We start from the raw sequence: 26,458 nt of genomic DNA, 5'->3' as shown, positions 1-26,458 counted from the left end.
CTTAAAAAGGGCTAAGCTTTCGCTCAGCCCTTTTTATCACATCATATCCATTCCTGCTCCTGGATTAGGCATTGCTGTATTCTTCTCTGGTACATCTACCACTACTGCTTCTGTCGTAAGTATCATTGAAGCAATTGATGCAGCATTTTGCAAAGCTGTCCTTGTAACCTTTGTTGGGTCTACGATACCTGCTTTGAACATGTCTGTAAATTCTTCCTTGTAAGCATCATATCCGAAGTTTGGATCTTTAGCAGCTTTTATTTTTTCTACTATTACAGAACCGTCAACACCAGCATTTGCTGCAATTTGTCTTACGGGTTCTTCTAATGCTCTTAAAACTATCTTCGCACCTGTCTTGAAGTCGCCATCTAAGGAATCAACTACTTTTTGCACATCTTCTATTACATTGAGAAGTGCAATACCGCCACCAGGTACTATACCTTCCTCCACTGCTGCTTTTGTAGCCGCCAATGCGTCTTCAATTCTGTGTTTCTTTTCTTTAAGCTCTGTCTCAGTTGCAGCACCAGCTTGAATGACAGCTACGCCACCGGCCAATTTTGCCAGTCTTTCTTGTAATTTTTCTCTATCATAATCAGAGGTAGTTTCCTCAATTTGAGCCTTAATTTGATTTACTCTCTTCTTAATTTCTGCAGCATCGCCTGCTCCGCCTACAATTGTGGTATTCTCTTTTGTAACTTTTACTTGTCTTGCGCGGCCAAGCATATCTAATCTCACATCTTTTAAGTCATAACCTAACTCTTCTGAAATTACTTGACCACCTGTCAGTATTGCTATATCTTGTAACATTTCTTTTCTTCTGTCACCAAAGCCAGGAGCTTTTACTGCTACACACGTAAATGTACCTCTTAATTTGTTAACAACTAATGTTGCCAATGCTTCTCCTTCTACATCATCAGCTATGATAAGAAGTTTCTTACCGTGTTGCACTACTTGCTCCAAGAGTGGCAACAAGTCTTGGATATTTGAAAGTTTCTTATCTGTTATGAGTATAACAGGCTCCTCTAATACTGCTTCCATTTTTTCAGCATCAGTTACCATGTATGGAGAAATATATCCTCTGTCAAATTGCATTCCTTCAACAACCTCAAGGGTTGTACCTAAAGTCTTTGATTCTTCAACCGTTATAACTCCATCTTTACCTACTTTGTCCATTGCTTCTGCAATGAGATTACCTATTTCTTCATCAGCAGCAGAGATAGAAGCAACATGGGCAATTGATTCTTTATTATCAATAGGTTTAGATATCCTCTTTAACCCCTCAACTGCAGCATCTACAGCCTTCGCAATACCTCTTCTTAAAAGCATTGGGTTAGCTCCTGCTGCGAGGTTTTTGAGTCCCTCACGAACCATTGCTTGAGCTAAAAGCGTTGCAGTCGTTGTACCATCACCTGCGACATCATTAGTTTTTGTAGCTACTTCCTTCAAAAGTTGTGCGCCTTGATTTTCAAATGGATCCTCTAATTCAATCTCTCTTGCAATAGTAACACCGTCATTTGTAACCGTAGGTGAACCATATTTTTTGTCCAATACTACATTACGACCCCTTGGCCCTAATGTAACTTTTACAGTATCCGCAACTGCATTAACTCCTCTTTCTAATGCTCTTCTTGCTTCCTCTCCATATTTGATTTGTTTTGCCATTTTCAACTACCTCCTTATTCTATAATTGCTAGAATATCGCTTTCTCTTAAAAGTAGATATTCTTCACCATCTAACTTAACTTCTGTCCCAGCATATTTGGAGAAGATTACTCTGTCACCGACTTTTACTTCTAATTCTACCTTTTTGCCGTCTATGTATTGTCCTGTTCCTACTGCGACAACTTCACCTTGTTGTGGCTTTTCTTTTGCTGTACCTGGTAAAATAACCCCACCTTTTGTAACTTCTTCTGCCTGGATTACTTTGACCACAACTCTGTCTCCGAGTGGTTTTAATCTCATATACTTTATCCCTCCTTCTTCATTTATTAGCACTCAACTTATGTGAGTGCTAATCCTAATCTCTATATTAATTTAAGTGGTAAAACATATCAAACTTTATTATAGCCTATTTTAGGCCGTATAGTCTGATTATCTATGATTTTACCCAAATATTTTGATTTTATGCCATTATTTATTGATTTAGACTACGTTTCTGTAATTTGTATTTATAAATAAAAAAATACAGGGAAATATTTATTCCCCTTTTTCAAAATCACTTTCTTCTTCTTTCTCTTTATTAGACAAATTGACCAAACCCTGTTGTTTCAGGTAATTTATCATGTTATACATGTATTGCTGTTGCTCCTTTGTCAGCATAGATTTTAAATTGTCCAAAACTTTTAACTGCTGATCAGACAAGCCTTGAGGCAATAAATTCTTTTCTCCCTTTGGCAATTGCTGTTGTGTTTCTTTTTCATCACTTTCCTCTTTTTCTTCAACTTCTATTTCTTTTATTTCTTCGTTTTTTTCTTCTTTCTCTTCTGCTATTCTTTCTTCATGAAAATCTCTGGTCGCTTGTTGAGATTGTTTTTTCTCCTCTTTCATACTATTCATAATTCCTTCTGCTTTATTTAATACTTCCAATAATTTTATATTCTTTGCAATTTTATCAGTTTCTTCTATTTTTTCTTCCGGTATTATAGGCCGTATAGCCTCATAAATATCTACTATTTTATCAAAAATGTTATTTTTATCCCCTTCTTTTGTGTATTTTTCTAGTTTTTGTTGTAAATTTTTTAACGCCTCAAAGAATTTCAAAAATTTATCTATGACAATTTTCTTGTCTTCTGCTATGTAAGGTTTTATTGCTTTTAAAATCCCTATTTTGTCTACCTCAACTTTGTCTAATGCTTCAATTTCTTCTTCCGAAAGATTCACTAAATTTTTTTGTATCTCAATTATTTCTGCCATTTTAGAAAAAATATCTACATAATACTGGTCTCTTTTGCTTAAATAGGGTTTTAGGCTTCCTACAAAATCTTTGCCTTTTGTTACCACTTCATACAAATCAATTGTCGACTTTTTGTCTTCTTGTGGTGGCGATAACTTGTTTTTATCATCAGTACCTGTAGAAAGTGTAGTCTCATTTTTTTCTTTTTCTATACCCATCACTTGAAATCTCACAAAAGCTACTATCAAAAGTTCTACAGCGAGTATTTTTAATAAAATCTCCTTTTGCAAAACAAATTCCCCCTATTTTTAATAATCTCTTACTAATATATGTAAGGGGCTAGTCTATTATTATAGACTGCCCCTTATTTTTGTCTAATTTTTTTCCCAAATAATTATTCCTGGAACAAATAGAAGTATTAAAATTATTATTATAAAAATCCAAAACCAACCTCCAACAAATCCTATTCCTTTTTCTTCGGGCATAAATACTACCTCCCTTCAGATAGGTAAATAATAGGGAAATAAATTTTTCATCTTTAGCTAATATATAATACGTAATTTTAAGAATTTGTGTTACCAAGATTAATACCTGTTAATGACCACAAAAATCGCTTTGCTTTTTTTCGCGGTTTTTCTTCCTGTAAAATTACAAGTATTAAAAAGAAAAACAGTAGACTTTCAAGCTCAAATCTTACATCCAGCAGCAAAGTTAAAATTACAAAAAAGAACAACAGAGTATCTCCAGAAAAAGACATATATTATCACTCCACACATATCAAATTTATCAAATAAAAATGGCTCTATCGCAGGATAGAGCCATTCAAAATTACTTGAGTTCATTGAAGAACCAATCAAAACCGCCGTCCATTATTATTACAAGGAGTATAAAGAAGAACAACAATGTCTCTAAAGACCATACATTAAGCTGGCTTCCACCAAGCGCTAATACAAGTATCAAGAAGAAAAACAGCAAATTGCTTTGCCCAAAAACTGAACTTGTTCCTGCCATATTGATCCCCCTTTAAACAATTTTCAATACCTAATCAAGCTTTTGGTTCTTCAACAATAATCCCTGGGACAAACAACAAGATCAATAGTATGATGATTATAATCCAAAACCATCCACATCCATATCCTGCTCCACTTTTATCTACTGGCATAAATAATTTTCCTCCTTTCAAGTCTCATCCTTTTCTATGTGGGTCTTTAAAGACCTACTACATAATATGATATAACTTCATACGGTGACACTTTTTAAATTTCCACTAACAAATTTTTATATTTCACATATTGTGTTAATAGCATGAAAGGAGGTACGCTAATGAATCTTATTCCAATGTTTGCTTTTTCTAAAATAGCAAAGGAAATTTATGTATCAAATAAAATCGATAAAAGGCTTTTAAAAAAAGCATTATATTTAAGAAGTGAATGTGTTCCTGTAATTTTGTATTCCCATTTATCTTATGACATTTTAAAAGAAAAAATCGAAAAAATGGGAGGAAGTATAAAATTTGAACTACCAATCATAAAAGCCTGGTCAGTAAATTTACCTTGTGATAAATTGAAAAATTTCGCTACATTAAAAGGAATTCATTTTATAGCAGAAGACTCCGCTGTTAAGCTGCAGCTTTATATTGCCACTCAAGAAATCGCCTCTCGAAATGCGAACGATTTAGGCTACACCGGTAAGGGAGTAACAATTGCCTTTTTAGACACTGGAATATATCCTCACCCTGATTTTACCAAGCCTAAAAACCGCATAGTGGCATTTCACGATGTAGTAAATGGAAAAAAACAACCTTACGATGACAATGGCCACGGCACTCATGTAGCTGGTGACGCTGCTGGAAATGGATATGCTTCTAATGGCAAATACAAAGGCGTAGCCCCAGAAGCTAATATAGTAGCAGTAAAAGTATTAGATGCCTATGGCAGAGGTTTATCCTCTGACATATTAACAGGAATGCAATGGATTTTAGACAACAAAGACAAATACAATATACGGGTAGTTTCTCTGTCAATAGGTGAAACTCCTTCTCTTCCTGCTTTTTTAGACCCTTTGGTGAGAGGAGTAGATACTCTTTGGAGAAATGGATTAGTAGTAACTGTTGCAGCCGGAAACTCAGGTCCTAATTACAACACAATAACTTCCCCTGGCACCAGTAAAAATGCCATAACTGTAGGAGCAGTAGATGACAAAAGAACCTCCGACATAAGTGATGACGAAATAGCTCAATTTTCTGGAAGAGGTTCGCCTTATCTATACAAACCAGACATAGTAGCACCAGGTGTAAAAATAGTCTCTACTGCTTCAGAAAATATACCTTTTGGTGCAGATGAAATTACGATAAATAAAGCATATAGAACAGCAACAGGGACTTCTATGGCGACTCCAATGGCAGCAGGAGCAGCAGCTCTACTCCTTGAAAAAAATCCTAATTTGACTAATGTACAAATAAAAAATATTTTAAAATCGACAGCAATAAAAATTGACGATGCAGGTCTATGGACACAAGGCAGTGGAATGATAAATATAGAAGAGGCATTAAAAAAAGTATGAGGGGGTTAACCCCTCGTTTCAGTTTGTTCACAAAGCTAAAAATATTCAAAGGAGATATTTTGCATCGTCACTCCGATGTTCCAAAGCGACAAAACTAAACTCGACCTTCGGGTTCCGGCAGGGTACCGGGCACATTCGACATCCTTGTCTTAGTGCCCGCCTCCGCCATCCGTGGCTACGGCCCTGCCTCCACCCTCGGTCTTGCTAAGTTTTGTTGCCGCTTTGTAACAAGTCACTCCTTATGCAAAATATCTCCTTTGCGAAAGTTTGTCAACAGTCTGAGTATGAGAGGTTAACCCCTTATTTTAATGACCTATGTCCTAGTCCAATTGCCACTTCATTTAAGTTTAGCATCCCTACAGCAAAAAACACACAAACACAAAGATGCTCATCAGCATAGGCAATGCCTATTTTTCCACCTACATTAAGTCCCATAGCTTTGTTCATGACTTGTATAGCAGCCTCATGCGCAGCTCCTGCTACAGCTCCTTCTGCAGCGTGTGTGTCTTCTATAATTCCTTCTCTTTTAGCCGCTACTACCGCTCTTTCAATAATTTTAGATATAGAATTTACGTATTCTCCACCATAGTCAACAGCTGCAACTTTTACTCCTTGTTTCCAATATTTGTTTTTTAGTATTTCTTCCTCTTCTCTTGTAGACATGGCCATTTTTACAGCAATTCTGGCTACATCGATGCTTTTTAGTAGTTTCATATCCGCACCGCCTAAAATCCTTTTATAATGTTTAGTAAAATCTGATAAAAAATGGGTATAAAAATAGTCGGTAATAAATTCCCTACTTTTATATTTTTAATCTCTAACATATTCAAAGAAATGGCAAATATCAATACTCCGCCCACAGCCGTCATGTCATCCACAACTGCTTTTGTCAAAAGCCCTTGCAGAAAAGACGCTCCCAGCGAAATAGACCCTTGATATATAAACACAGAAACAGCTGAAAAAACAACACCTATTCCAAAAGTGGAAGCAAAAATTATTGAGGAAATTCCATCTAGAACAGATTTAGCAAATAGTATACTGTGATCTCCAGAAAGTCCATCTTTTAAAGCACCTACAATTGCCATAGCACCAATGCAGTATACCAAACTTGCTGTCACAAAACCTTTGCTAATTGTAGAACTGTTATCTTTACTTAATTTTTTTTGAAATGTATCTCCTAACTTATTTAAATATTCTTCAATATTTAAGGCTTCTCCTATAATACCACCTATTACAAGGCTCACGATCACTACCATTAAATTATTAAATTGAAGGCCACTAGAAATCCCTATTATCATAACGCTTAAGGCGACACCCTGCATGACTATATTTTTAAACCTTTCTGGAATTCCTACTTTAAGAAGGGTACCAATAGTACCACCCACAATTATTGCAATTGAATTTACAATAGTTCCTAGCATCTATTTCTTCCTTTCGTTAAAGATTTTTTTCCCCATCTCCCTACCATAATAGAATAAATACTGTTGCGCAAAACCAGACAAATCTCCAAATTTATCTATTGCAAATAGTTGAATCTCCAAAGGGGTTCCCTCTCTTTTTAAATACAAATATTCAACAATTCTTTTTATCCATACATCTGTAGGAAAAGTGTCATATCTCCCTATTGAATACAAAATGACACAATCTGCAACTTTAGGACCCACTCCGTTTATATTCATAAGAATATCTCTTATGTCATTAGTGCTGTATTCAAACAATTTTAAAAGATCTATTTCTCCAGAAAAAACTTTAGAAGCCGCGTCCAGTATATATTTCGCTCTAAAACCGCATTTTGTCTTGGCAATCGTCTCAACATCAAACATAACTAATTCTTCTGCTTTAGGAAAAGTGTAATAGATTTTTCCTTTGTACTCAATTGGCTCTCCAAAGGAACTAGCAAGATTTTCTATAACTTTTTTTATTTGGGGTATTCTATTATTTTGTGAGATTATAAAAGAGACTAGAGTTTCCCATGTATCTTGGCGCAAAATCCTTATACCTTGCCCATATTGAATTGCTTCTTTTAATATGGGATCTCTTGAAAGATTTTCTTTTATTTGCTTATAATCCCTTCCCAAATCAAAATAGTCAAACCAAATGTCATAAAAGTCATTTAAATCTGTATTGTCAATTATCAACATGTCTTCTTCCAATTTCACGTTTATGACTCTATCGTAAGCAACTCCTGTATAGCTCCCATCCTCTTCTTCATTCCATCTAAAACACTGTCCGCATTCAAAAGTCTCCTTAAGATTAAAGTCTTCAATCCCCCTTACAATTACCTTTGTCCCCTTTTCTTCCACACTATATTTCATCTTCCTCACCCACATTGAGTTTATTTACTTACTAACTATCATATTTCTCTATCCTGTTAATTATTATTATATAATTTTTTCTGTACAAAAAAAAGCCGAAAATCGGCTTTTTTTCTCAAATAAGTGTAGAGATATTTACCACTTAGAAAATAATTGTAAGAGTATTGAAGAAAAAACACCATAAAAAGAATAGAGTCTGCCCCTATAGAGAGACCTATTATTTTAAGAATTTAAAATATCTCTCGCAACATCATTCCTTATATCTGTGATAAATGGTATCCCAGTTTCCCTTTCAGTTTCCCTGTTGGCCGAAGCAATATCTTCTCTTGAAATTGCTTTGAGAGAAAACTTTCTTGCTCCCGCCATCAGCTGTTGCAAACCTGCAGCCAATTTATCCGCTAAAGTCCATACGGCTATAGCTCCATAAGGTATATTTTTCATTTCATTTTCTCCCACTTTCTTTTTCACCTCATAGTAACCTGCGAAAATTTCCTCTGCTTTGAGGCCAAGCTGAGAAACCGTCGGCGGCAAGCTGTCCCAATTTCCATTTACCTTGCCTTTCCTTTCCGGATGCAGTACCCCTTCTATATTCGAACCTACAAAGGCTGGTATCATTAATGCTCTTCCCATGCAAACTAACTTTGTAAATGGTGCTCCCAGCGCAAGGGCTTTAAAAACATGGTCTTCTCTTGCAAAACCACCGGCAAAGGCCATATCAACCACTTTCTGCCCTTTATTTGCGAGGATTGATGCGTACTCATATGCTTTCGAATGCAGAAGTATAGACGGTACACCCCATGTCTGCATCATATTCCACGGACTCATGCCAGTTCCGCCGCCTGAACCATCGATTGTGAGCAAATCAAGTTTTGCTTCGGTAGCAAATTTTATAGCCATAGCTAAACTATCCATACTATAAGAGCCGGTTTTTAATGTGATTTTTTTATACCCGATTTTTCGTAAATACTCTACGGTTTTCATAAATTCTTCCCTCACTTCTTCAGGGGAAGATAGATGAGTATATCCGAGTCTACTGTGCCTTGCAAAAGATTTTACAGCACCGTTTTTAAATCCTTCAACAATTTCAGGCTTTTCTGGATCAGGATCGACAATGTAACCCCTCTTTTTTAAGAAAGTAGCATATTCAATATCCTTAACTTGAATTTCGCCACCAATACTTTTTGCACCCTGTCCCCATTTAAGCTCTATTATTACCTTATCAGCGTACTTTTCAATAACATATTCTGCCACACCGTTCCTTAAGTCTTCTACATTCACCTGGACAATAATAGCACCATATCCATCAAAATAACGAAGATAAGTATTTATTCTTCTGTCTAGTTCCGGTGCCTTTTTAATTCTGCCATTTTCTATTACTGCCTCCTTATCAATACCTGCCACATTTTCGCCTATTACTATCGGAAAGCCTACAAGAGCCGCACCTATAGCTAATGGGTCCCAGTACTTTGCTGCAATAAAAGTCGACCCGAGAGCACCAGTCATAATAGGAATTCTTGATTTTGTTTTTTCTTCACTACCAAATTCAGTTTCAATATTTACATTTGGGAATATGCAGTCATCAGAAGAATTGGAAATATTTTGACCTAACCCATAAGCACCGTAATTATATCCCATTATCCTCAATGAATTGTAAGATACGCCAATGGACGTTGTGTTGCTGCTTCCAGCTGTTACCATACCAAAATCTCTAGGGTACAACATTTTTCTGCCCAGAAGACTAGAAAGCCAGGTTTCGCACTTTCCCTGGCAATCCGCCATGCAAAGTGTGCACAAGCCGGATTCCGCTGGATTTCCTCTGTTTACTGTTCCTAGTACATCATTTGATTTTGACCATATGGTCATTGCAATTACCTCCTGTTCAATATTTTGTGATTAGTTTTAAAATCTAATTTTTTCGCTAAATTAAGTTGTTTTAATGTTATTTCTAAATAAAGGTTCGTATAATAATGCATTTAAATGCATTTTATCACATTTTTTTCTTTTGTGAAAGTTTTTTTATTGTAAGTTTTCTATTTTTTTTAATCATTTTAAAAAATATACCCGTTTATGGGTATATTTTACATAATATTCTAATTGTTATACCATTTCTTATATCATTTGTAAATGTTACAAGATATTTTCTGCATAATAATTCATATTTTTGATACATTATACTAATTACTTTTTATTTCTCAAATATTCATCTATAGCTTTTGCCGCCTGTTTACCTGCTCCCATCGCAAGTATTACAGTAGCAGCTCCAGTTACCGCATCTCCTCCAGCAAAAACGCCAGGCTTTGAAGTTTTACCTGTCTCATCGGCTATAATTCCACCCCACCTCTGTACATCAATATCCTTTGTGGTGGAAGGAATCAAATTATTAGGACTTGTGCCTAATGCCATAATCACTGTATCTACTTCTATGGTAAATTCAGACCCCGGTATTTCAATAGGTCTCCTTCTTCCTGAGCTATCAGGCTCACCTAATTCCATTCTTATTACATCCATGCTTTTTACCCATCCATCTTCTGTTCCATTTATCCTTATTGGATTAGCTAAAAACTCAAATTTTATCCCTTCTTCAATGGCATGCTCTATTTCTTCCAGCCTTGCTGGCATCTCTTCCTTTGAACGCCTGTACACTACTATTACCTCTTCTACTCCTTCAAGCCTTAATGCAGAACGAGCAGCATCCATTGCAACGTTTCCTCCACCTATTACAGCTACTCTTTTACCTACTGCAATAGGTGTATCATATTCAGGGAATTTATACGCCTTCATGAGATTTATTCTTGTCAAAAATTCATTAGCAGAATAAACGCCGTTCAAATTCTTGCCCGGAATATCCATTAACTTAGGAAGTCCAGCACCTGTGCCAACAAATACTGCTTCAAAGCCTTCTTCCTCCATTAATTGGTCAATCGTAACTGTCCTTCCTACAACCACGTTTGTCTCAAACTTTGCTCCTAATTTCTTTACTCTTTCTATTTCTGCTTCCACAATTCTCTTTGGCAACCTAAACTCAGGAATACCATAAGTTAAAACTCCTCCCAGAGCATGCAAAGCTTCAAAAATCGTGACATCATAACCCATTTTCAAAAGGTCCCCTGCACAGGTAAGCCCTGCAGGACCGCCACCTATTATAGCTACTTTTTTGTTCTTTTTCTCCGGTTTTACTTCTTCTTCAACATTATTTTCAAGGGCGTAATCAGCTGCAAATCTCTCTAACCTTCCAATAGCGATAGGCTTGCCAATCTTATTTAACACACAATTCTTCTCGCACTGCTCCTCTTGAGGACACACTCTTCCGCAAACAGCAGGTAAACTATTTGTGCTCTTTATTATTTTATAAGCTTCCTCAAATTCTTTTTTTTGTAATAGCCTTTATAAACTCTGGTATTCTAACATGGACAGGGCACCCGGCCACACAAGTAGGTTTCGGGCATTGAATACACCTGGAAGCCTCTAGAATTGCTTCCTCCTCTGTATAACCCAGTGCTACTTCATTAAAATTCTTTATCCTTTCTTTTGGATCTTGCTCTTTCATAGGAACTCTATCTTTAACGGCCATGGTGACCACCTCCATGTTCATAAAGTTCTAATGATAGTTTTTCTTGTTGTTTAAACATATTAAGCCTTGTCATGGCTAAGTCAAAATTCACAAGATGACCATCAAAAATTGGACCATCCATACATACAAATTTTGTCTCACCGCCAACCTCAATTCTACAAGCGCCGCACATCCCTGTTCCATCTACCATCAATGGGTTCATACTGACTATAGTTGGTATATTGTATTCTTTGGTCATCTTGCAAACATTTTTCATCATTATGACAGGACCAACTGTAATAATATAATCTATTTCTTTGTCATTTTCCAATACTTCTTTCAATACATCTGTCACAAAGCCCTTTTTTCCTAGAGTACCATCGTCTGTAGCATAATATACTTTGTCACAGACAGCCTCCATTTCTTTCTTGAAAATTACATATTCTTCACTTCTACCGCCAAGAATCGCTTCAACTTTATAACCTTCTTGATGTAGCACTTTTAATTTAGGATAAAGGGCAGGTATACCTACACCACCGCCAACACCTAATATTTTTTTAGCATCTTTGGGAACTTCCATAGAATTCCCTAAAGGCCCTACAAAATCCAAAATATAATCTCCTGCATTGAGAGTTCCCAATAACTTCGTCGATTTCCCAACTTCTTGAAATACAATTGTAACTGTTCCCTTTTCCGGGTCATAATCTGCAATAGTAAGAGGAATCCTTTCCCCTTTATCATAAATTCTAATAATGACAAACTGACCAGGTTTTGCACTCTTCGCAACTCTTGGCGCTTCAATATCCATGAGTTTGACGACAGGATTTAGTACCTCTTTTCTCACGATTTTGTACATATCACACACCCTTTTCTCCAATATTTGTTTTTTCTATATGCAGATTTTTTACATAAATGTCCATTTGTAGGACATTTAAGGCCGTCATATACTCCAATTGTTTTTTTATATTTTTCATAGCTTCTTTTAATACAGGTATAATTTGGCATCCATACCTCATTGAAACATCTATTTTTAAAATTATTCCTTCAGGTCTTTTTTCCGTCAAAACTCTATTGACTTTGTAGACCTCCCTAAACAAAATAAGTTCATAAGCCACTATTGAATTTATAACACTTTCAGAAATAGTGTATTTTCCTAAGTAGCTGTAATTAGGCCTTACTATTGTCTTTTCAAAATAACCACCTTTATTTCTTCTAAAAATCCTGAGAGGGTCTAAAAAATAGCCTGAGAACTGCTTTTTAACTTCAAAAGTTGGAACAGGTATTACATGTTTTCCTTCCAACAATCGTTTTTCACGCGCTATTTCAATCTGTTTAGGGGAAACTACATCTTCAATATATACCCTTACACTCACTGGCGGAAGCCCCAATTTTTCGGCTATAGCATCCACCATTTTATCAGAAGTACCTATTATGAGGATTTTATCCGGTTTCGCCTCTTCAATAGCTTTTTTTACTTCCTCTACATGCGTAGGATCAGTAAATAATGCTCTTTTTATAGCTCCAATTTTTGTAGCCTCTTTTTTGGCAGAAACCCCCGCAATAATGTTATTACCTTTTATTAAAATTCCATCATCAATGATATACCTAATGCCATACTTGCCAGCAATAAAAGAAGCATGATGGCTTTTACCCGTCCCACTTTCTCCAACTAAAGAATAAACCTTCAACAGAGTAACCCCCTAAAAATGCAATATAAAAACCAACCAATAATCTTTTGAATTGTTTTACAATATTAATTATACGGTTTTATATAAATTTTTCAATCACAAAAAATAGTATTGCTTCAACATGTTATCGAAAAAATTAGCAATATATACCCCCCTATCCTATACCCCTACAAAGCTTATTATAACTTTCTTACTATTTTAAAGTCAAGACTATCCCCTTAAATCTCTTTCATCAATTCTATTATTTAAGCAAAAATTATACCAATAATTTCTTAAAATACTAAAATAAAAAGTGCCGAAAACTCGGCACAAAATCAATTTAAATCTATGTAAAAACTCAGGAAAATGTTGAAACCCACGAGGGAAGGGTAGAAAAGATCTTTGAGATGTATTACTTTTTCAACAAAACATCAGGAACTTGCGGCTTATAAAACCAGCCGATGCAAGCAGAAGTTACAAGTCCCAATGTGCCTATAAATGTAAGCAGCGTTCCTAATAGTGATAGTGGGTTAATTTTTTTCATTCACTTCACCTCCCACTCATCTTTATCTAATTATACAACATTTAAAACGCTTTGTGTGGATTTCGGAACGAAAGTGTCATTTTTGGGAACGAAAATGCATTTTTCACCTAAATATATCCAAATATTTACGCAAAATCCCATTTTTTTATGTAATAAATACAATATATTCCTTTAAAAACCATTAATTTTTTGTATAAAAATATATTCTTTGCTTAGATTTACATAAAAAGGCTGAAAAAAATAAAAAAATTTTTACATCCCTGCTTTTTTAAACAACGTATCTGCAATGTTTACTATAGTTTCTCCTAATGTAGTCCTCATAACAGCTTGTAGTGTAAAACCTATAGATACTAGAAACAATATTTTAATATAGAGTATTGAATTGACGAAAAATAAAAAAATATTTATACCAACTAAACTCAGAATTATAACCCTGTAAAATTTATTATCCTTCACTATCGCTAAAACTATAAAATATAACAATAGGCTTGTAAAAACTTTAAATTCTAAAGGAAAATGTATATCTACAAATTTTGCTAAAGCAGCAAAAGGTATGAAATAAACTGCCGTAAAAGTTACACATCTATTATAGGTTGAACAATGAGCTCCTCCTGTATTTATTCTCAAAAAAAAAGCAGAAAGCATTATTACTACAGTGTAAAAGCCAAACCCCAATATTAAAGAAATAGCATAAACTAAAGTAAATTCAATTATTACCCCTAAAATTAAGCTTATACCATATTGTATTTTTGCCATTTCAATATCCGTTAAATTTTGCGTTTTAAACAGTCTTTGTGTTAACCTCTCAGCTAACTTTTCGATATTAATTTTAATCACCCTCCAAAGAAAATTTGGGAATTTCTACAATAACGTCAAAATAACCTCCATCGGTTTGTACTTCTATTTCACCGCTATACTTTTCTACTATATTTCTGACAATATACAATCCTTCTCCTCTGCCTCTACCCTCTTTTGTAGAAAACCCTTCTTCAAAAAAGATGGATGGTTTTACATTTGTTTGAAAATTATATCTATTCTTTATGTGAAATATGTAATCTATTGGGTCTTCTTTCATCTCTATAATTATGTATTTATCTTTTTCCATTTCATCACAAGCCTCTATTGCATTGTCTATTAAATTTCCTAAAACCGAAACTAAATTAAGCACGTGTTTTTTGCTGCACTGGATTTGTGTATCACATTTAAAATCCACTTCAATATCTTTACTCTTAGCATTACTTATTTTCGAATAAAGCAATATATCAATTTCATTTACACCTGTGTTTATCGTCACTAAATTTTTATCAATTTCTTCCATATATGAAGACAAATAATTCTCCAGTTCACTATATCTTTTTTCCTTGACTAATTCAGAAATAATTATCAAGTGATTTTTAATATCATGGTGATTTTGCCTATAGATGCGATTTTGCTCTTCTATGTATTTAAATCTAATACTATTTATCAAAAATTGACGTTCTTCTTTATTTTTAGCATACAGCTCTCTTAACACAAAAATAGAAAACCCATTCAATATAAAAATTAAAATTCCTATGAAAATCCTAAACAACTCTTGATTTTTTGGCTGAAATACATCAAGACTTTTCATAAAATTGTTGTTTACTAGTATTACTATCAATACCATTTGCACTACATAAATCATCATCGCATTTTTGTAACTATCCTTAAACATAAAACCTCTTCCAATCTAACTATGATTTGTAAATAGCTTTTACTCTCCTCCTAAATTCTTCATACAATTCTTTAGAGAGATAAGCCTTATAATTTGAACCTTTAAGACGTATCTCAAAGGAAGTCCTATTGTTATCTTTCAACAGCTCAACTTTAAAGAGGTTCACTAGAAAAGATCGATTTGTTCTAAAAAACATGCTACTATCTAACAATTCCTCTATTTCTTTTAAAGAATAATCACATATAAATTTTTCTTTTTGGGTATAAACTATGCTCCTTTTTTTACTGGCTTGAACACAATAAATTTCCTTTGGATTGATAAGCTTTACTCCATCTTCCGTCTTAAAAGGGATGACATTTTCTACTTCCAAAAGTTTTTTCTTTATCCTATCCAAAGTTTCTCTCAGCCTCTTCTCATCAAGAGGCTTCTCAATATAATCAGAAGCATAAAGTCTCACAGCATCTTTTATGTATTCCTCAAAGGACGTAATAAAAATTATTTCCAAAAAAGGCATGTATTCTCTAATCTTTTTCGCCACCTCAATGCCCGATATTCCTGGTAATCCTATATCTAAAATAGCAACGTCCGGTTTAATTTTAATTAATGCTTCTAATGCGTCATTTCCGTCTCCTGTAGAATATTCAACACTTACGCCTTCCATTGTTAAAAGAATTTTTATGAGTTCTTTTTTAAAATTTATATCGTCTTCTGCAATAACTATTCTTAACATATAAATTCATCTCCCAATGCATTACTCTGTAAATAAATAAAGTTTATATTTGCGTATAGCAAAAGAAATCAAAATTGCTGTTAATAATTGGGGTAAAAAACACACAAATCGTAAGACATAGTCCTTCAATAAAATTACAGGATCTATATCAAATAAAAATTGAATTGCCGTAACATTTAGATATTCTATTATTAAGTAAATGGAGACGGCTAAAATGACGCTCATCATCCCTTTAAAAAAGTCCATAACTTTAAATACCAAAAACAAAATCATTAATACCCCGATATAAAGTATAACATTTACAATATAACTACTGACCAACGGCCTTATAAAATACAATATGATTCCAGTGAGTACGCTCATATACAAAATCTTTTTTGGCTGAAACTTCACTCCCGCTAAACCAAAAGCAATACTTATTATAACTGCTGCCTCTGGCACCGAAAACAAAAATACTTCCCAAATCGTCAACCTATCCATTCTTATCGCCTTTCTACTTTACATAATCTCAAATATAATTGTAATTTTTATTAGTTAGAATGTCAATTAAAATAAAATCAATCAAAATTCATGCCAAAATTAAAATAGATGGATAGAAAATTTACACTACCCATCTATTTTAGCAGTTTCTCCTTTTAACTTTTTAAAGAGCTCTTCTTCATTTAATCTATATGATACAGTAAATAAACTATCACTTAAATGAACATTTTCTAAAATTACATCATCAGGCACCTTTAAATCTATTGGCGAGAAATTCCAAATCGCCTTAATTCCCGCTCTCACCAGTCTGTCAGCAGTATATTGAGCATTATCCTTGGGAATACATAAAATACCTATGTCGATTTTATTACGGGCTATAAAATCTTCTACTGTTTCTATGTCCATCACTTCAACATCTCTAATTTTAAGCCCAAATAAACGAGGATTAATATCAAAAATCCCCTTTAAATTAAAGCCAGATTTTTCAAAGCTAGTATAATTGGCAATCGCTTGACCAAGATTTCCTGCTCCTATGATGATAGTATTATAAGTTTTATCAAGGCCTAAAATCTTAGTCAAATTATTATAAAGCTCTTCTACATTATAGCCATATCCCTGCTGTCCAAAACCGCCAAAATTATTTAAATCCTGTCTAATTTGAGAAGCAGTAACTCCCATTTTTTCGCTTAATTCCCTTGAAGAAATACGCTTTACATCGTTTTTAAGAAGTTCTTCAAGATATCTATGATATCTTGGGAGCCTTCTTATTACAGCCATTGATACTATAGTCTTTTTGCTCACTGTCCTCACCTCATTCTACTATGTAATTGAATTATATAATATTGTAAATTTTTTGTCAACGTAATAAAAACATAGTAGAATATGAGGAATTCTAAAATTTTTTAATTTTACTGGCTTTTAGGCTCCCATTTATTATATTCTGTATTCATAATGACAATGTCTACTCTTCTATTAAGTCTTCTATTTTCTTCTGAGTTATTTGGAACAACAGGCCTGTATTCCCCATATCCTACTGCAGAAATTCTGGCAGGTTCTATACCTACTTCATTTACTAATATTTTCACTACATTAGTTGCTCTTATAACAGACAGTTCCCAGTTTGAATCAAATTTATTATTGTGTATTGGGAGGTCATCAGTAAAACCTTCCACTCTAATATGATTTGGAAGACTTTTTAACATATCACCTATTTTTATTAAAACCTCTTTCTCTTCAGGACGTACATCAGCAGAACCTAAATCAAACAAAAGAGAATCCTGTAAACTTATTACAAGTCCTCTTTCATCTATATAACTGGTTACTGCACCTTGAAGATTGTTTTCTTTTATAAAACCCTTCAATTGCTTTTCAATTTCTCCTAAACTACTTTTGTCTCCACTGTTACCATCCATAAAACTACTCCCATTATATTGAAATAACACGTAATCGGTCCCTGTAAAAGTTTTGCTTAAAGAACTGGCAATTTGAGCAAATTTGGTAGCATTAACAGTACTTATTGAGTACAGTACAATAAAAAATACTAAAAGCAAACTCATCATATCAGAGTAAGTAAGCACCCATCTATCGTGATTTGGTTTTGATTCATCTTCCTCCAACCTCTTCATTTAATTCTACACCACCTTTCTGAGGTGTATTTTTAAGCTGTGCCTGCGCGACAAATGTCATTAACTTTCTCTCTAATATCCTTGGATTTTCCCCAGCTTGCAGTGAAAGACTTCCTTCTAATATTAATTCTCTTTCAGTTGTTTTTACTTTAGCCCTATTTTTTAATTTTTGAGCAATAGGAAGGAAAAACACGTTTGCTAAAATGGCACCATACAGTGTAGTTATAAATGCTACCGCTACGGCAGGGCCTAATTTGTCCGGTTCAGTTAAATTACCCAACGCTTGAACAAGTCCCATAACTGTTCCTATAAGACCCATTGTAGGAGCATAACCACCCGCCGACTCAAAAATACCCGCTTCTTTTTTAGCTTCCATATCCTCTACGTATATCTTATTCTCCATAGTCGTTTTAATAAGTTCCATATCAGATCCGTCAACGACTAGTTCTAAGCACTCTTTCAAAATAGGATCAAATTTCTTTATCTCCTCAGATTCTATTTCGGATTCAAGGCTTAAAAGCCCTTCGCTTCTGGCTTTTTGAGCCAAATAAGTAAAATACTTTATTATCTCAAGATAATTATCCTTTTCATTTTTAAAAGCCCTTGCCAAAAGTCTCGGCACTTTTTTAATGTTATCCATAGAATAAGTAATTATAGTAGCCCCTATAGTACCCCCCAAAACTATTATAGCAGAAGGTACATCTATTAAAGAAGTAACAGTACCCCCCCCTAATGTAAATCCATAAATTATAGCCCCTACTGCAACAACTATACCTACTACTGTAGCTATATCCAAGTCCATCACCTTCCATTTATAAATACACTCATTAATTTTTATCGACACATATTTAAAAAAAGTTATAGTTTACTACACTTTTACAAAATAAATTTTTTTGATATATTTAATATGAACAGGAGGTTATATTTATGGCAATCATAACAGTAAGCAATGTGACAAAAAGTTACGGTATCGATATAATTCTACAAAATATTTCTTTTATAGTCAATGAAGGAGACAAAATAGGAGTAATTGGCGAAAATGGTGCTGGAAAATCCACTCTTTTTAACCTTTTAGCCGGTTTTACTGAAGCTGACAGTGGAACAATTTCAATTTCTACAAATAAAATTGGATATCTACAACAAAACACTGTAATTGATTCTGAAAAAAGTATATATGAGGAAGTAAAAACAGTTTTTGATGAAATATTCCAATTAGAAAAACAAATTAAATCTCTAGAGGAAAAAATCTCACAAACAAAAGATTCACATCTACTTGATAAACTTTTTTTAGAATATTCCTTTTTAACAGATAAGTATAAGGAATTAGATGGTTATTCTGTAGAAAGTAAAATAAGAGGTGTACTAAATGGATTAGGGTTTGATGTGTCGCAATTTGCTACAACTGTATCAACTTTAAGCGGCGGTCAAAAAACCCGTCTTATGCTGGCAAAAACTTTACTTTTAAGTCCAGATGTCCTATTATTAGACGAACCTACCAATCACTTAGACATAAACTCAATAGAATGGCTAGAGCAATATTTAAAATTTTATAATGGTACAATTTTAATTATATCCCATGATAGGTATTTCTTGGATAAAATTGTCACTCGAATATTTGAAATTGAAAATACTCATTTAAGTGTTTACGAAGGCAATTACACAGAATATTTAAAAAGAAAAAAATTGGAAATGGAAGCAAAGTTAAAAGCTTATGAAGAACAGCAAAAAGAAATAAAAAGAATTAAATCAATTATACAGATTCAAAAAAACCGTAGAACAGAAAAGTCAGTAAAAATGGCAGAAAGCAAGCAAAAACTATTAGAAAAAATGGAAATAATAGAAAAGCCAGTGATAAATAATAAATCTATCAACTTGCGTTTTGATTTCGATTTAGAAAGCGGAAATGATGTATTGACAGTCAAAAATTTGTCTTTACGCTTTGACAGACAAATTTTCTCCAATGTATCTTTTGAAATAAAAAAAGGGGAAAAAATTGCCCTTTTAGGGCCAAACGGAATAGGAAAAAGCTCTCTTTTAAAAATATTAGTGGGGGAAATTGACAATTTTGAAGGGGAAATTAAATTTGGCACAAACGTAATAACAGGTTATTACGAACAAGAATTTAAAAGTTTAAATGCTGAAAAAACAGCCATTGATGAAATATGGGATGAAAATCCATATCTTACTCAAACAGAAGTGAGGACATTATTAGCTTCTTTTCTTTTTAGAGAAGAAGATGTCTTTAAAACTATCTCTACACTAAGTGGTGGTGAAAAGGCAAGGCTTTCATTGCTAAAGCTCATCCTTTCAAAAGCGAATTTTCTACTTATGGATGAACCAACTAACCATTTAGATTTAAAAGCAAAAGAAGTATTAGAAGAAGCTTTGTTAGATTATACTGGAACTTTATTATTTGTCTCCCATGACAGATATTTTATAGACAAAATTGCTACAAAAGTGATGATTTTGACACCTCAAGGTGTAGAAGTATACTTAGGTAATTACAGCTATTATATAGAAAAGAAAAACCAGCTTAACGAAAAAAAAGAAGAAACAATCAAAAAAACAAAAACACAGATAAAAAACGAAAGGTATAAAGAAAGATTAGCTAAACTTAAGTTAAAGCAGCAAAAAGAGTATCTGAAAAACCTTGAAAATTCAATTTATCAAGCTGAAGAAAGAATAAAATATTTGGAAGAAAAAATGTGTGATGCTAAAATTTATAAAACAGGAGAAATTGTAGAAATACAAAAAGAATACAACGCCCTTAAAAGCAAATTAGAACAAATGTATGAAGAATGGGAAAATTTAAGCGGGTAAAAACCCGCTTTAGTATCCTTTATCTAAATTTACAATATTTCTCAAAGGTCTTCCTTCTTTATAAGCTATCAAATTTTCTCTTAAAATTTCCATCGCTCTTTTCATGTATAAAGGCGTGACCCCTGCAATGTGAGGAGTGATTATCACATTTTCCATATCCCACAAAGGGCTGTCCTCACTTAAAGGCTCTTCTTCAAACACATCCAACGCAGCTCCCTTTATAGCTTTATTCTTGAGGGCATTTATAAGAGCTGATTCATCTACTACTTTGCCTCTTCCCACATTTATAAAATAGCTATTATTTTTCATTTTATTAAACACATTTTCTCCTATCAAATGATAAGTATCTTTAGTCAAAGGAAGTATAGATATTACATAATCGGCAAGTGGCAATATATCACAATCTTCAATAGAGGTATACATTTTTTCAACATATAAAGAAGGCTTGCCCGAACTTCTTATACCGTAGACCTTCATGCCAAACTCTCTCAAAAGCCTTGCAATTTCTTCACCTATGCTTCCTACTCCTATTATCAAAGCAGTCTTACCTGTAAGTTCTGAAACCCTAACAGACCTATCCCACACCTTTTTTATCTGATTTCTTAAAAAGGTATTTAAACTTCTTTCAAACATAAGCATATAACCTATAACCTGTTGTGAAATTTGATATTTGTGGACATCTCTAGAATTAGTAACTAATACCTTCATTTCTTTGAGTTTTTCAAAGGGAAGAGTATCTGCTCCCGCACTCAAAAGATGAATCCATTTAAGGTTTGAAGCCTTGTCCACAATATTGGAATAAAATTCAAAGTCAAAGCTTATGATAATCTCTGTATCTTTTACATACTTTTCAGCCTCTTCCTCATTTTGAACGTAAAGAACGTCATATCCCTCCATTTGCTCTTTAATTTCTTTTATGTAATTGTCATTTAATTTTGTGAAAAGCAAAATATTTCTCATAATAACCCCCCTAAGCTTTAAAATTTTGATTTATTTTTAATATATTTTCATTCTATTTTATTACAGTAAATACAATGAAATATATTTAAGCACAATATCCACAAAGTTATCCACAGACCTTAAAAGGCAGTACATCATAAACTTCGACAGATTTCCACATTTTCAACAGTCAAATTCTTTCCCCAATCTTTAAGTAAGGAATGGCATTTAAATCCAAGCCAGATGTTTTCCCTTTTATAAAGTCATAATAGGCGGCAGCAGCTATCATTGCCCCATTGTCTGTACAATAAATTTTATCAGGATAATGGACTCTTATTCCAATTTTCTTCGCTTCTTCTCCTAATTTTTCCCTCAAAAAACTATTAGAAGCTACCCCTCCTGCTATAGAAATTTTGCCAATATTTTTCCTCTTTGCTGCATCAATTAATTTTTTTACCAAGACCTCCACCACATTTCTTTGAAAACTAGCCGCCACATCATAAATATTCACCTCTTCTCCTTTTTGCTTTTGCCTGTTTAAATAGTTTAAAACTGCTGTTTTAAGCCCACTAAAACTAAAATCAAAATTTCCTTCCTCCATAAAAGATTTGGGAAACTCAATAGCTTCCATATTCCCCAGCTTTGCAGCCCTTTCAATAGCAGGCCCTCCAGGATATCCCAAGCCCAAAGCTCTTGCTACTTTGTCAAAGGCTTCTCCTGCTGCATCGTCCATTGTCTGTCCCATTACTTCGTACTCTCCATAATTTTTTACAAAAACAATGTGGCTATGTCCACCGGAAGCCACAAGACAAATAAAAGGAGGAGCAAAATCACCCCCTAAGTAATTTGCAGCTATGTGGGCTTCTATATGATTTACTCCTACAAAAGGCTTATTTTTTGCATACGCTAAAGCTTTACCATATGACAAACCGACTAAAAGAGCACCAACTAATCCTGGTCCATATGTAGCCGCAATTACATCTATTTCATCAAGACTTAGCTGGGCTTTTTCTAATGCTTCTGCCACTACGAAAGATATTACTTCAATATGCTTTCTTGAAGCTATTTCTGGCACTACCCCACCATATTTTTTGTGAATCTCTATTTGAGAATATATTACGTTCGACAATACTTCTTTGCCGTTTTTTACAACTCCTGCAGCTGTTTCATCGCAGGAAGATTCTATTCCTAAAATAATTATATCTTTCTCCATTATTCCACCACCATCACAAGTCGTATTTCCACATTATAATTGCATCCTCATTATTATCTTGATAATAGCCTTTTCTTCTACCTAATTGTCTAAAGCCATATTTTGCATACAAATGTTGCGCTGTTATATTTGATTCTCTCACCTCTAATGTCATGGCAGTTATTCCATTTTTCTTAGCAAGGTCAATTAAACCTTCCATAATTTTACTTCCAATTCCTTTAGATCTGTATTCCGGATGAACTGCTATATTGGTTATATGACCTTCATCTACAACCACCCAAAATCCTCCATAACCCACAATTTTGTTGTCAACTTCCGCCACTATATACTTAGCACAGCTGTTCTTTGTAACTTCACTTATAAAAGCTTCTTTAGACCAAGGAGTGCTAAAACTTAGCTTTTCAATTTCCAAGACCTCCTCCACATCTTCTTTCCTCATAGGCCTTATAATAACATCCATTAATTAACTCCCCTCGCCACTTAAACGAATTTCAGCAGCCGATTTCCTTATATACATCGGCTTGAAATCAAAGTAACTAACTACTTCACCTTTTTTTATCTTTTGAATAGCAATCTCTCCTATGGAAGCTGCTCTTGCCATGTTATCCTTATCCTTTGCAAATAAAGCTTTGTCTCTTATCATCTCTTGTAATTTATCTTTATAGGAATAAACCCCCTCTCCTACGAACAACACTTTGTCAGAATAATTGCTTATCAACTTCGTAATTTCCTCTAAAGAATACACCCCAGCATCTATTAAAACTTCAAAATTACCACCTCTTATCAGCATTCCATAAACATTTTCATTTAAAGCATCTATGACAGGGCATATTAATCCTTCAAATTCACTGACATTATATGCAAGAGCTAAAAGAGAAGATACTCCTACAATAGGTATGTTAAGAGCATGAGCCAAACCTTTTGCAGTGGCAGCACCAATTCTAAGCCCTGTAAAAGAGCCCGGTCCTTCTGAAACAGCCACATGAGTTATTTGATTTATCGGTACTTCACACTTTTTAAGTAGTTCATCTATCATAGGCATTAAAATTACTGAATGCCTTAGATAATTTATAGAGTATTCTCCTATTATCCCCTTTTCATCTACTAATGCAACAGTAGCAGTTTTAGAAGAAGAATCTATTGCCAAAATTTTCATTGCCCCATCTCCTTTAAAAGCTCCTCATATCGTCTCCCAAAATCTTTAAATAAAATAACTCTTTCATCTTCTTTTTCTCCTTTTTGAATTATCACTTCTAACCTTTCTTTCGGAAGTAAAGGTCCTAACCTTTCAGGCCATTCAATTGCACAAACTCCTTCGTCATAAAAATATTCCTCATAACCTATGTCATAAAGGGCTGTGTAATCATCTAACCTATATAAATCAAAATGATAGAGAGGAATCCTGCCTCTATGTTCATTGACTAAAGTAAAAGTCGGGCTGGTAATTGGCTCATTTATTTCTAACCCCTTTGCAATTCCCTTGGTAAAAACAGTTTTGCCACTCCCCAGCTCACCATATAAAAGAATTATATCTCCACTCCTTAACAGCCTTCCTAATTTTTCTCCTAAAGCAATGGTCTCATCTCTATTTTTGCAAATATAAGTCTTCTTCACCAATTCTCACCCCACTCGTTATAACTTTATTATATACTATCTTTTAACAAATTAAAAATCGAGTAGGAGCTGAATAATTATTTTATTCAGCGTCCTCTCACACCACCGTACGTACCGTTCGGTATACGGCGGTTCATTAGGATTTATGTACAATTAGATATCTTTGGGATAAACTCTTATAACCTATGCTTTCAAAGTATTTATTTGTAAGAGTCTTATTTAGGATTGGGCTATTGGATATTCTCCAGTAGCCTTTCCTTGTATTGGCGTATTCCCAGGCTTTTTGATCTTCTACTCCTAGTTTTACTAAGTTATCATGCTTCGTTTTTATCTTCTTCCATTGTTTCCATATACATGCCCTTAGTCTTCGCCTTATCCATTCGTCAAGGGTTTTCATTATGCTTTTCGCGTCTGCTAATCCAAAATAGTTGACCCATCCTGTTGTTATTTGATTTAGTCTTTTTATTCTGTTTTCCATGCTTATTCCCTTGTTCCGATTGGTTATTTCTCTTACTTTTTCCTTAAACCTTTTGATGGATTTTTCATGGATTCTTATTCTTACTTCGTTTTCTTTTGTGTAGAATGAAAATCCAAGAAATTTTCTTCTCCATGGTCTATCTACAGCACTTTTTGCTTCGTTGACTTTTAGTTTTAATTTGCTTTCTATGAATTTCTTTATGCTCTTCATTACTCTGTTTCCTGCAGACCTGCTTTTTACATATATGTTGCAGTCATCTGCATATCGGCAGAATTTATGCCCTCGTTTCTCAAGTTCTTTGTCTAGTTCGTCCAACATTATGTTTGCTAATAGGGGACTTAATGGCCCTCCTTGGGGTGTCCCTTCTTCTGTTGATACTTTGACTCCGTTTATCATTACTCCTGATTCTAAGTATCTTCTTATTAACTTTAGTACTCTTTTGTCTCCTATCCGCTTTTCTAGTTTGGACATTATTATGTCGTGGTTTACTCTGTCAAAGAACTTTTCTAAGTCCATATCTACAACCCATGTATATCCTTCATTTATATATGCTTCTGCGGCTTTTATTGCGTCTTTTGCACTGCGTCCTGGTCTGAATCCATAACTGCTATCAGAAAATGTATGGTTGTAGACTCTATTTAGTATTTGGGCTATTGCTTGTTGTATTAACCTATCTAGTGCTGTAGGTATTCCTAGTAGTCTTACTCCTCCATCTGGTTTGGGAATTTCTACTCTTCGCACTGGTTGTGGTTTGTATTTCCCCTCCAGCAGTTGTTGTTTTATGGTTGGCCAGTTTTCTTTGAGATACGGTAGAAGTTCATCTACTTCCATCCCATCGACTCCATGGCTTCCTTTATTTGCAACAACGCGCTTGTATGCTGCTTCCATGTTCCCTCGTTCTACTATCATTTCAAGCATCTTGCCGGTATATCTTTGTACCTCGTTTCTTCCATCTTCCGACGCCGATGATATACTATGCACTTCCGTTGTCTTTTGAAATTCCATTTCTCTATTCAACGGATAGCCTCTTTGTTGAGTTGTCTGCAGTCTCTGCATATCTTTCGAGTCCATAAGATTTCCAAAACCTCCTAACGTTCGGTCCTTCCTTATCTATTCATGACTAGATAAGTACTATGACCTCTGCTGACTTCTCAAGGTTCAGCCATACATCACTGCATGGGTTGTCACTTCAGATTTTACTTCCATGACTTATCCTTGAGACCTCCCCGGGTAAGAACGATAACTTTCATCTCATATATCTGCCAGATTTACTGTATGGGATTCGGGTAGTGTTGGACTTCGTTTTGTTACGCAAACTCATCCATCCCAATTCAGC

The 26,458-nt window shown here is 34.3% G+C and carries 27 protein-coding genes and 1 pseudogene; 2 read left to right on the top strand and 26 right to left on the bottom strand.

The window, feature by feature from the left end; all coding sequences use genetic code 11:
* Nucleotides 1-36: 36 nt before the first annotated feature.
* The 5 genes from groL to TETH514_RS02550 form a co-directional block, all read right to left on the bottom strand.
* Nucleotides 37-1,662, bottom strand: a complete 1,626-nt coding sequence (gene groL / locus TETH514_RS02570) for a chaperonin GroEL (protein WP_003866816.1) — start codon at nt 1,660-1,662, stop codon at nt 37-39.
* A 14-nt stretch (nt 1,663-1,676) separates the two neighbouring features.
* On the bottom strand, nt 1,677-1,961 hold the full coding sequence (gene groES / locus TETH514_RS02565; RefSeq protein ID WP_003866817.1) for a co-chaperone GroES: 285 nt from the start codon (nt 1,959-1,961) through the stop codon (nt 1,677-1,679).
* Between the two features lie 234 nt (nt 1,962-2,195).
* On the bottom strand, nt 2,196-3,182 hold the full coding sequence (locus TETH514_RS02560) for a hypothetical protein (protein ID WP_009051718.1): 987 nt from the start codon (nt 3,180-3,182) through the stop codon (nt 2,196-2,198).
* Nucleotides 3,183-3,454: 272 nt separating this feature from the next.
* On the bottom strand, nt 3,455-3,649 hold the full coding sequence (locus TETH514_RS02555; RefSeq protein WP_003866820.1) for a hypothetical protein: 195 nt from the start codon (nt 3,647-3,649) through the stop codon (nt 3,455-3,457).
* 71 nt (nt 3,650-3,720) lie between these two features.
* Nucleotides 3,721-3,903, bottom strand: a complete 183-nt coding sequence (locus tag TETH514_RS02550; protein ID WP_009051719.1) for a hypothetical protein — start codon at nt 3,901-3,903, stop codon at nt 3,721-3,723.
* Between the two features lie 312 nt (nt 3,904-4,215).
* Here TETH514_RS02550 and TETH514_RS02545 point away from each other — a divergent pair, with 312 nt between their 5' ends.
* On the top strand, nt 4,216-5,454 hold the full coding sequence (locus TETH514_RS02545) for a S8 family peptidase (protein WP_009051720.1): 1,239 nt from the start codon (nt 4,216-4,218) through the stop codon (nt 5,452-5,454).
* A gap of 300 nt (nt 5,455-5,754) precedes the next feature.
* Here TETH514_RS02545 and TETH514_RS02540 read toward each other — a convergent pair whose 3' ends face one another.
* From TETH514_RS02540 to TETH514_RS02475, 15 genes and pseudogenes are all read right to left on the bottom strand, one after another.
* Nucleotides 5,755-6,168, bottom strand: coding sequence for a HutP family protein (locus TETH514_RS02540; protein ID WP_003866824.1), 414 nt, complete (start codon nt 6,166-6,168; stop codon nt 5,755-5,757).
* A gap of 11 nt (nt 6,169-6,179) precedes the next feature.
* Nucleotides 6,180-6,875, bottom strand: a complete 696-nt coding sequence (locus TETH514_RS02535) for a DUF554 domain-containing protein (RefSeq protein WP_009051721.1) — start codon at nt 6,873-6,875, stop codon at nt 6,180-6,182.
* On the bottom strand, nt 6,876-7,769 hold the full coding sequence (locus TETH514_RS02530; protein WP_009051722.1) for a DNA-3-methyladenine glycosylase: 894 nt from the start codon (nt 7,767-7,769) through the stop codon (nt 6,876-6,878).
* Between the two features lie 222 nt (nt 7,770-7,991).
* Nucleotides 7,992-9,632, bottom strand: a complete 1,641-nt coding sequence (locus tag TETH514_RS02525; protein ID WP_003866828.1) for a glutamate synthase-related protein — start codon at nt 9,630-9,632, stop codon at nt 7,992-7,994.
* Between the two features lie 315 nt (nt 9,633-9,947).
* A pseudogene (gene gltA / locus TETH514_RS02520) lies at nt 9,948-11,340 on the bottom strand (NADPH-dependent glutamate synthase).
* Nucleotides 11,330-12,175 carry a sulfide/dihydroorotate dehydrogenase-like FAD/NAD-binding protein gene (locus tag TETH514_RS02515; RefSeq protein ID WP_012268607.1) on the bottom strand — a complete coding sequence of 282 codons (846 nt, stop codon included), beginning with the start codon at nt 12,173-12,175 and terminating at the stop codon, nt 11,330-11,332. The pseudogene gltA and the gene TETH514_RS02515 overlap by 11 nt, the downstream one beginning before the upstream one ends.
* Nucleotide 12,176: 1 nt before the next feature.
* Nucleotides 12,177-13,007: an Asp23/Gls24 family envelope stress response protein gene (locus tag TETH514_RS02510; RefSeq protein ID WP_009051725.1), complete on the bottom strand. Its 831-nt coding sequence runs from the start codon at nt 13,005-13,007 to the stop codon at nt 12,177-12,179.
* 391 nt (nt 13,008-13,398) lie between these two features.
* A complete protein-coding gene (locus tag TETH514_RS12190; protein ID WP_003866832.1) occupies nt 13,399-13,530 on the bottom strand; it encodes a cyclic lactone autoinducer peptide in 132 nt (43 codons plus the stop codon).
* A 252-nt stretch (nt 13,531-13,782) separates the two neighbouring features.
* Nucleotides 13,783-14,367, bottom strand: coding sequence for an accessory gene regulator B family protein (locus TETH514_RS02505; protein ID WP_009051726.1), 585 nt, complete (start codon nt 14,365-14,367; stop codon nt 13,783-13,785).
* A complete protein-coding gene (locus TETH514_RS02500; RefSeq protein WP_003866834.1) occupies nt 14,360-15,223 on the bottom strand; it encodes a sensor histidine kinase in 864 nt (287 codons plus the stop codon). The genes TETH514_RS02505 and TETH514_RS02500 overlap by 8 nt, the downstream gene beginning before the upstream one ends.
* Nucleotides 15,224-15,242: 19 nt before the next feature.
* Nucleotides 15,243-15,953, bottom strand: coding sequence for a LytTR family DNA-binding domain-containing protein (locus TETH514_RS02495; RefSeq protein WP_003866835.1), 711 nt, complete (start codon nt 15,951-15,953; stop codon nt 15,243-15,245).
* A gap of 21 nt (nt 15,954-15,974) precedes the next feature.
* Nucleotides 15,975-16,433, bottom strand: coding sequence for a hypothetical protein (locus TETH514_RS02490; RefSeq protein WP_003866836.1), 459 nt, complete (start codon nt 16,431-16,433; stop codon nt 15,975-15,977).
* Between the two features lie 126 nt (nt 16,434-16,559).
* Entirely contained in the window at nt 16,560-17,234 is a 675-nt protein-coding gene (locus TETH514_RS02485) for a redox-sensing transcriptional repressor Rex (protein ID WP_009051727.1), read from the bottom strand.
* 107 nt (nt 17,235-17,341) lie between these two features.
* On the bottom strand, nt 17,342-18,058 hold the full coding sequence (locus tag TETH514_RS02480) for a flagellar motor protein MotB (protein ID WP_003866838.1): 717 nt from the start codon (nt 18,056-18,058) through the stop codon (nt 17,342-17,344).
* Nucleotides 18,036-18,860 (bottom strand): flagellar motor protein, encoded by an 825-nt coding sequence (locus TETH514_RS02475; RefSeq protein WP_003866839.1) that lies wholly within the window; start codon nt 18,858-18,860, stop codon nt 18,036-18,038. The genes TETH514_RS02480 and TETH514_RS02475 overlap by 23 nt, the downstream gene beginning before the upstream one ends.
* Before the next feature lie 125 nt (nt 18,861-18,985).
* On the opposite strand from TETH514_RS02475, the gene TETH514_RS02470 reads away from it, so the two are divergent.
* On the top strand, nt 18,986-20,878 hold the full coding sequence (locus TETH514_RS02470; RefSeq protein ID WP_009051728.1) for an ABC-F family ATP-binding cassette domain-containing protein: 1,893 nt from the start codon (nt 18,986-18,988) through the stop codon (nt 20,876-20,878).
* Nucleotides 20,879-20,887: 9 nt separating this feature from the next.
* Here TETH514_RS02470 and TETH514_RS02465 read toward each other — a convergent pair whose 3' ends face one another.
* From TETH514_RS02465 to ltrA, 6 genes are all read right to left on the bottom strand, one after another.
* Nucleotides 20,888-21,838 carry a D-2-hydroxyacid dehydrogenase gene (locus TETH514_RS02465; RefSeq protein ID WP_009051729.1) on the bottom strand — a complete coding sequence of 317 codons (951 nt, stop codon included), beginning with the start codon at nt 21,836-21,838 and terminating at the stop codon, nt 20,888-20,890.
* A gap of 169 nt (nt 21,839-22,007) precedes the next feature.
* The gene (gene tsaD, locus TETH514_RS02460; RefSeq protein ID WP_003866845.1) at nt 22,008-23,030 is read right to left on the bottom strand and encodes a tRNA (adenosine(37)-N6)-threonylcarbamoyltransferase complex transferase subunit TsaD; all 1,023 of its coding nucleotides are present in this window, start codon (nt 23,028-23,030) and stop codon (nt 22,008-22,010) included.
* A gap of 13 nt (nt 23,031-23,043) precedes the next feature.
* Nucleotides 23,044-23,490, bottom strand: coding sequence for a ribosomal protein S18-alanine N-acetyltransferase (rimI, locus tag TETH514_RS02455; RefSeq protein ID WP_003866846.1), 447 nt, complete (start codon nt 23,488-23,490; stop codon nt 23,044-23,046).
* A 3-nt stretch (nt 23,491-23,493) separates the two neighbouring features.
* On the bottom strand, nt 23,494-24,186 hold the full coding sequence (gene tsaB, locus TETH514_RS02450) for a tRNA (adenosine(37)-N6)-threonylcarbamoyltransferase complex dimerization subunit type 1 TsaB (protein WP_009051730.1): 693 nt from the start codon (nt 24,184-24,186) through the stop codon (nt 23,494-23,496).
* Nucleotides 24,183-24,644, bottom strand: a complete 462-nt coding sequence (gene tsaE / locus TETH514_RS02445; RefSeq protein WP_003866848.1) for a tRNA (adenosine(37)-N6)-threonylcarbamoyltransferase complex ATPase subunit type 1 TsaE — start codon at nt 24,642-24,644, stop codon at nt 24,183-24,185. Before tsaE ends, tsaB begins: the two co-directional genes overlap by 4 nt.
* A 136-nt stretch (nt 24,645-24,780) precedes the next feature.
* Entirely contained in the window at nt 24,781-26,193 is a 1,413-nt protein-coding gene (ltrA, locus tag TETH514_RS02440; protein ID WP_009051731.1) for a group II intron reverse transcriptase/maturase, read from the bottom strand.
* Nucleotides 26,194-26,458: the final 265 nt, after the last annotated feature.

It is taken from the genome of Thermoanaerobacter sp. X514 (assembly GCF_000019065.1).
GTDB classification, from domain to species: Bacteria; Bacillota; Thermoanaerobacteria; order Thermoanaerobacterales; family Thermoanaerobacteraceae; genus Thermoanaerobacter; species Thermoanaerobacter pseudethanolicus.
This window is presented reverse-complemented; position numbering and strand designations above follow the sequence as displayed.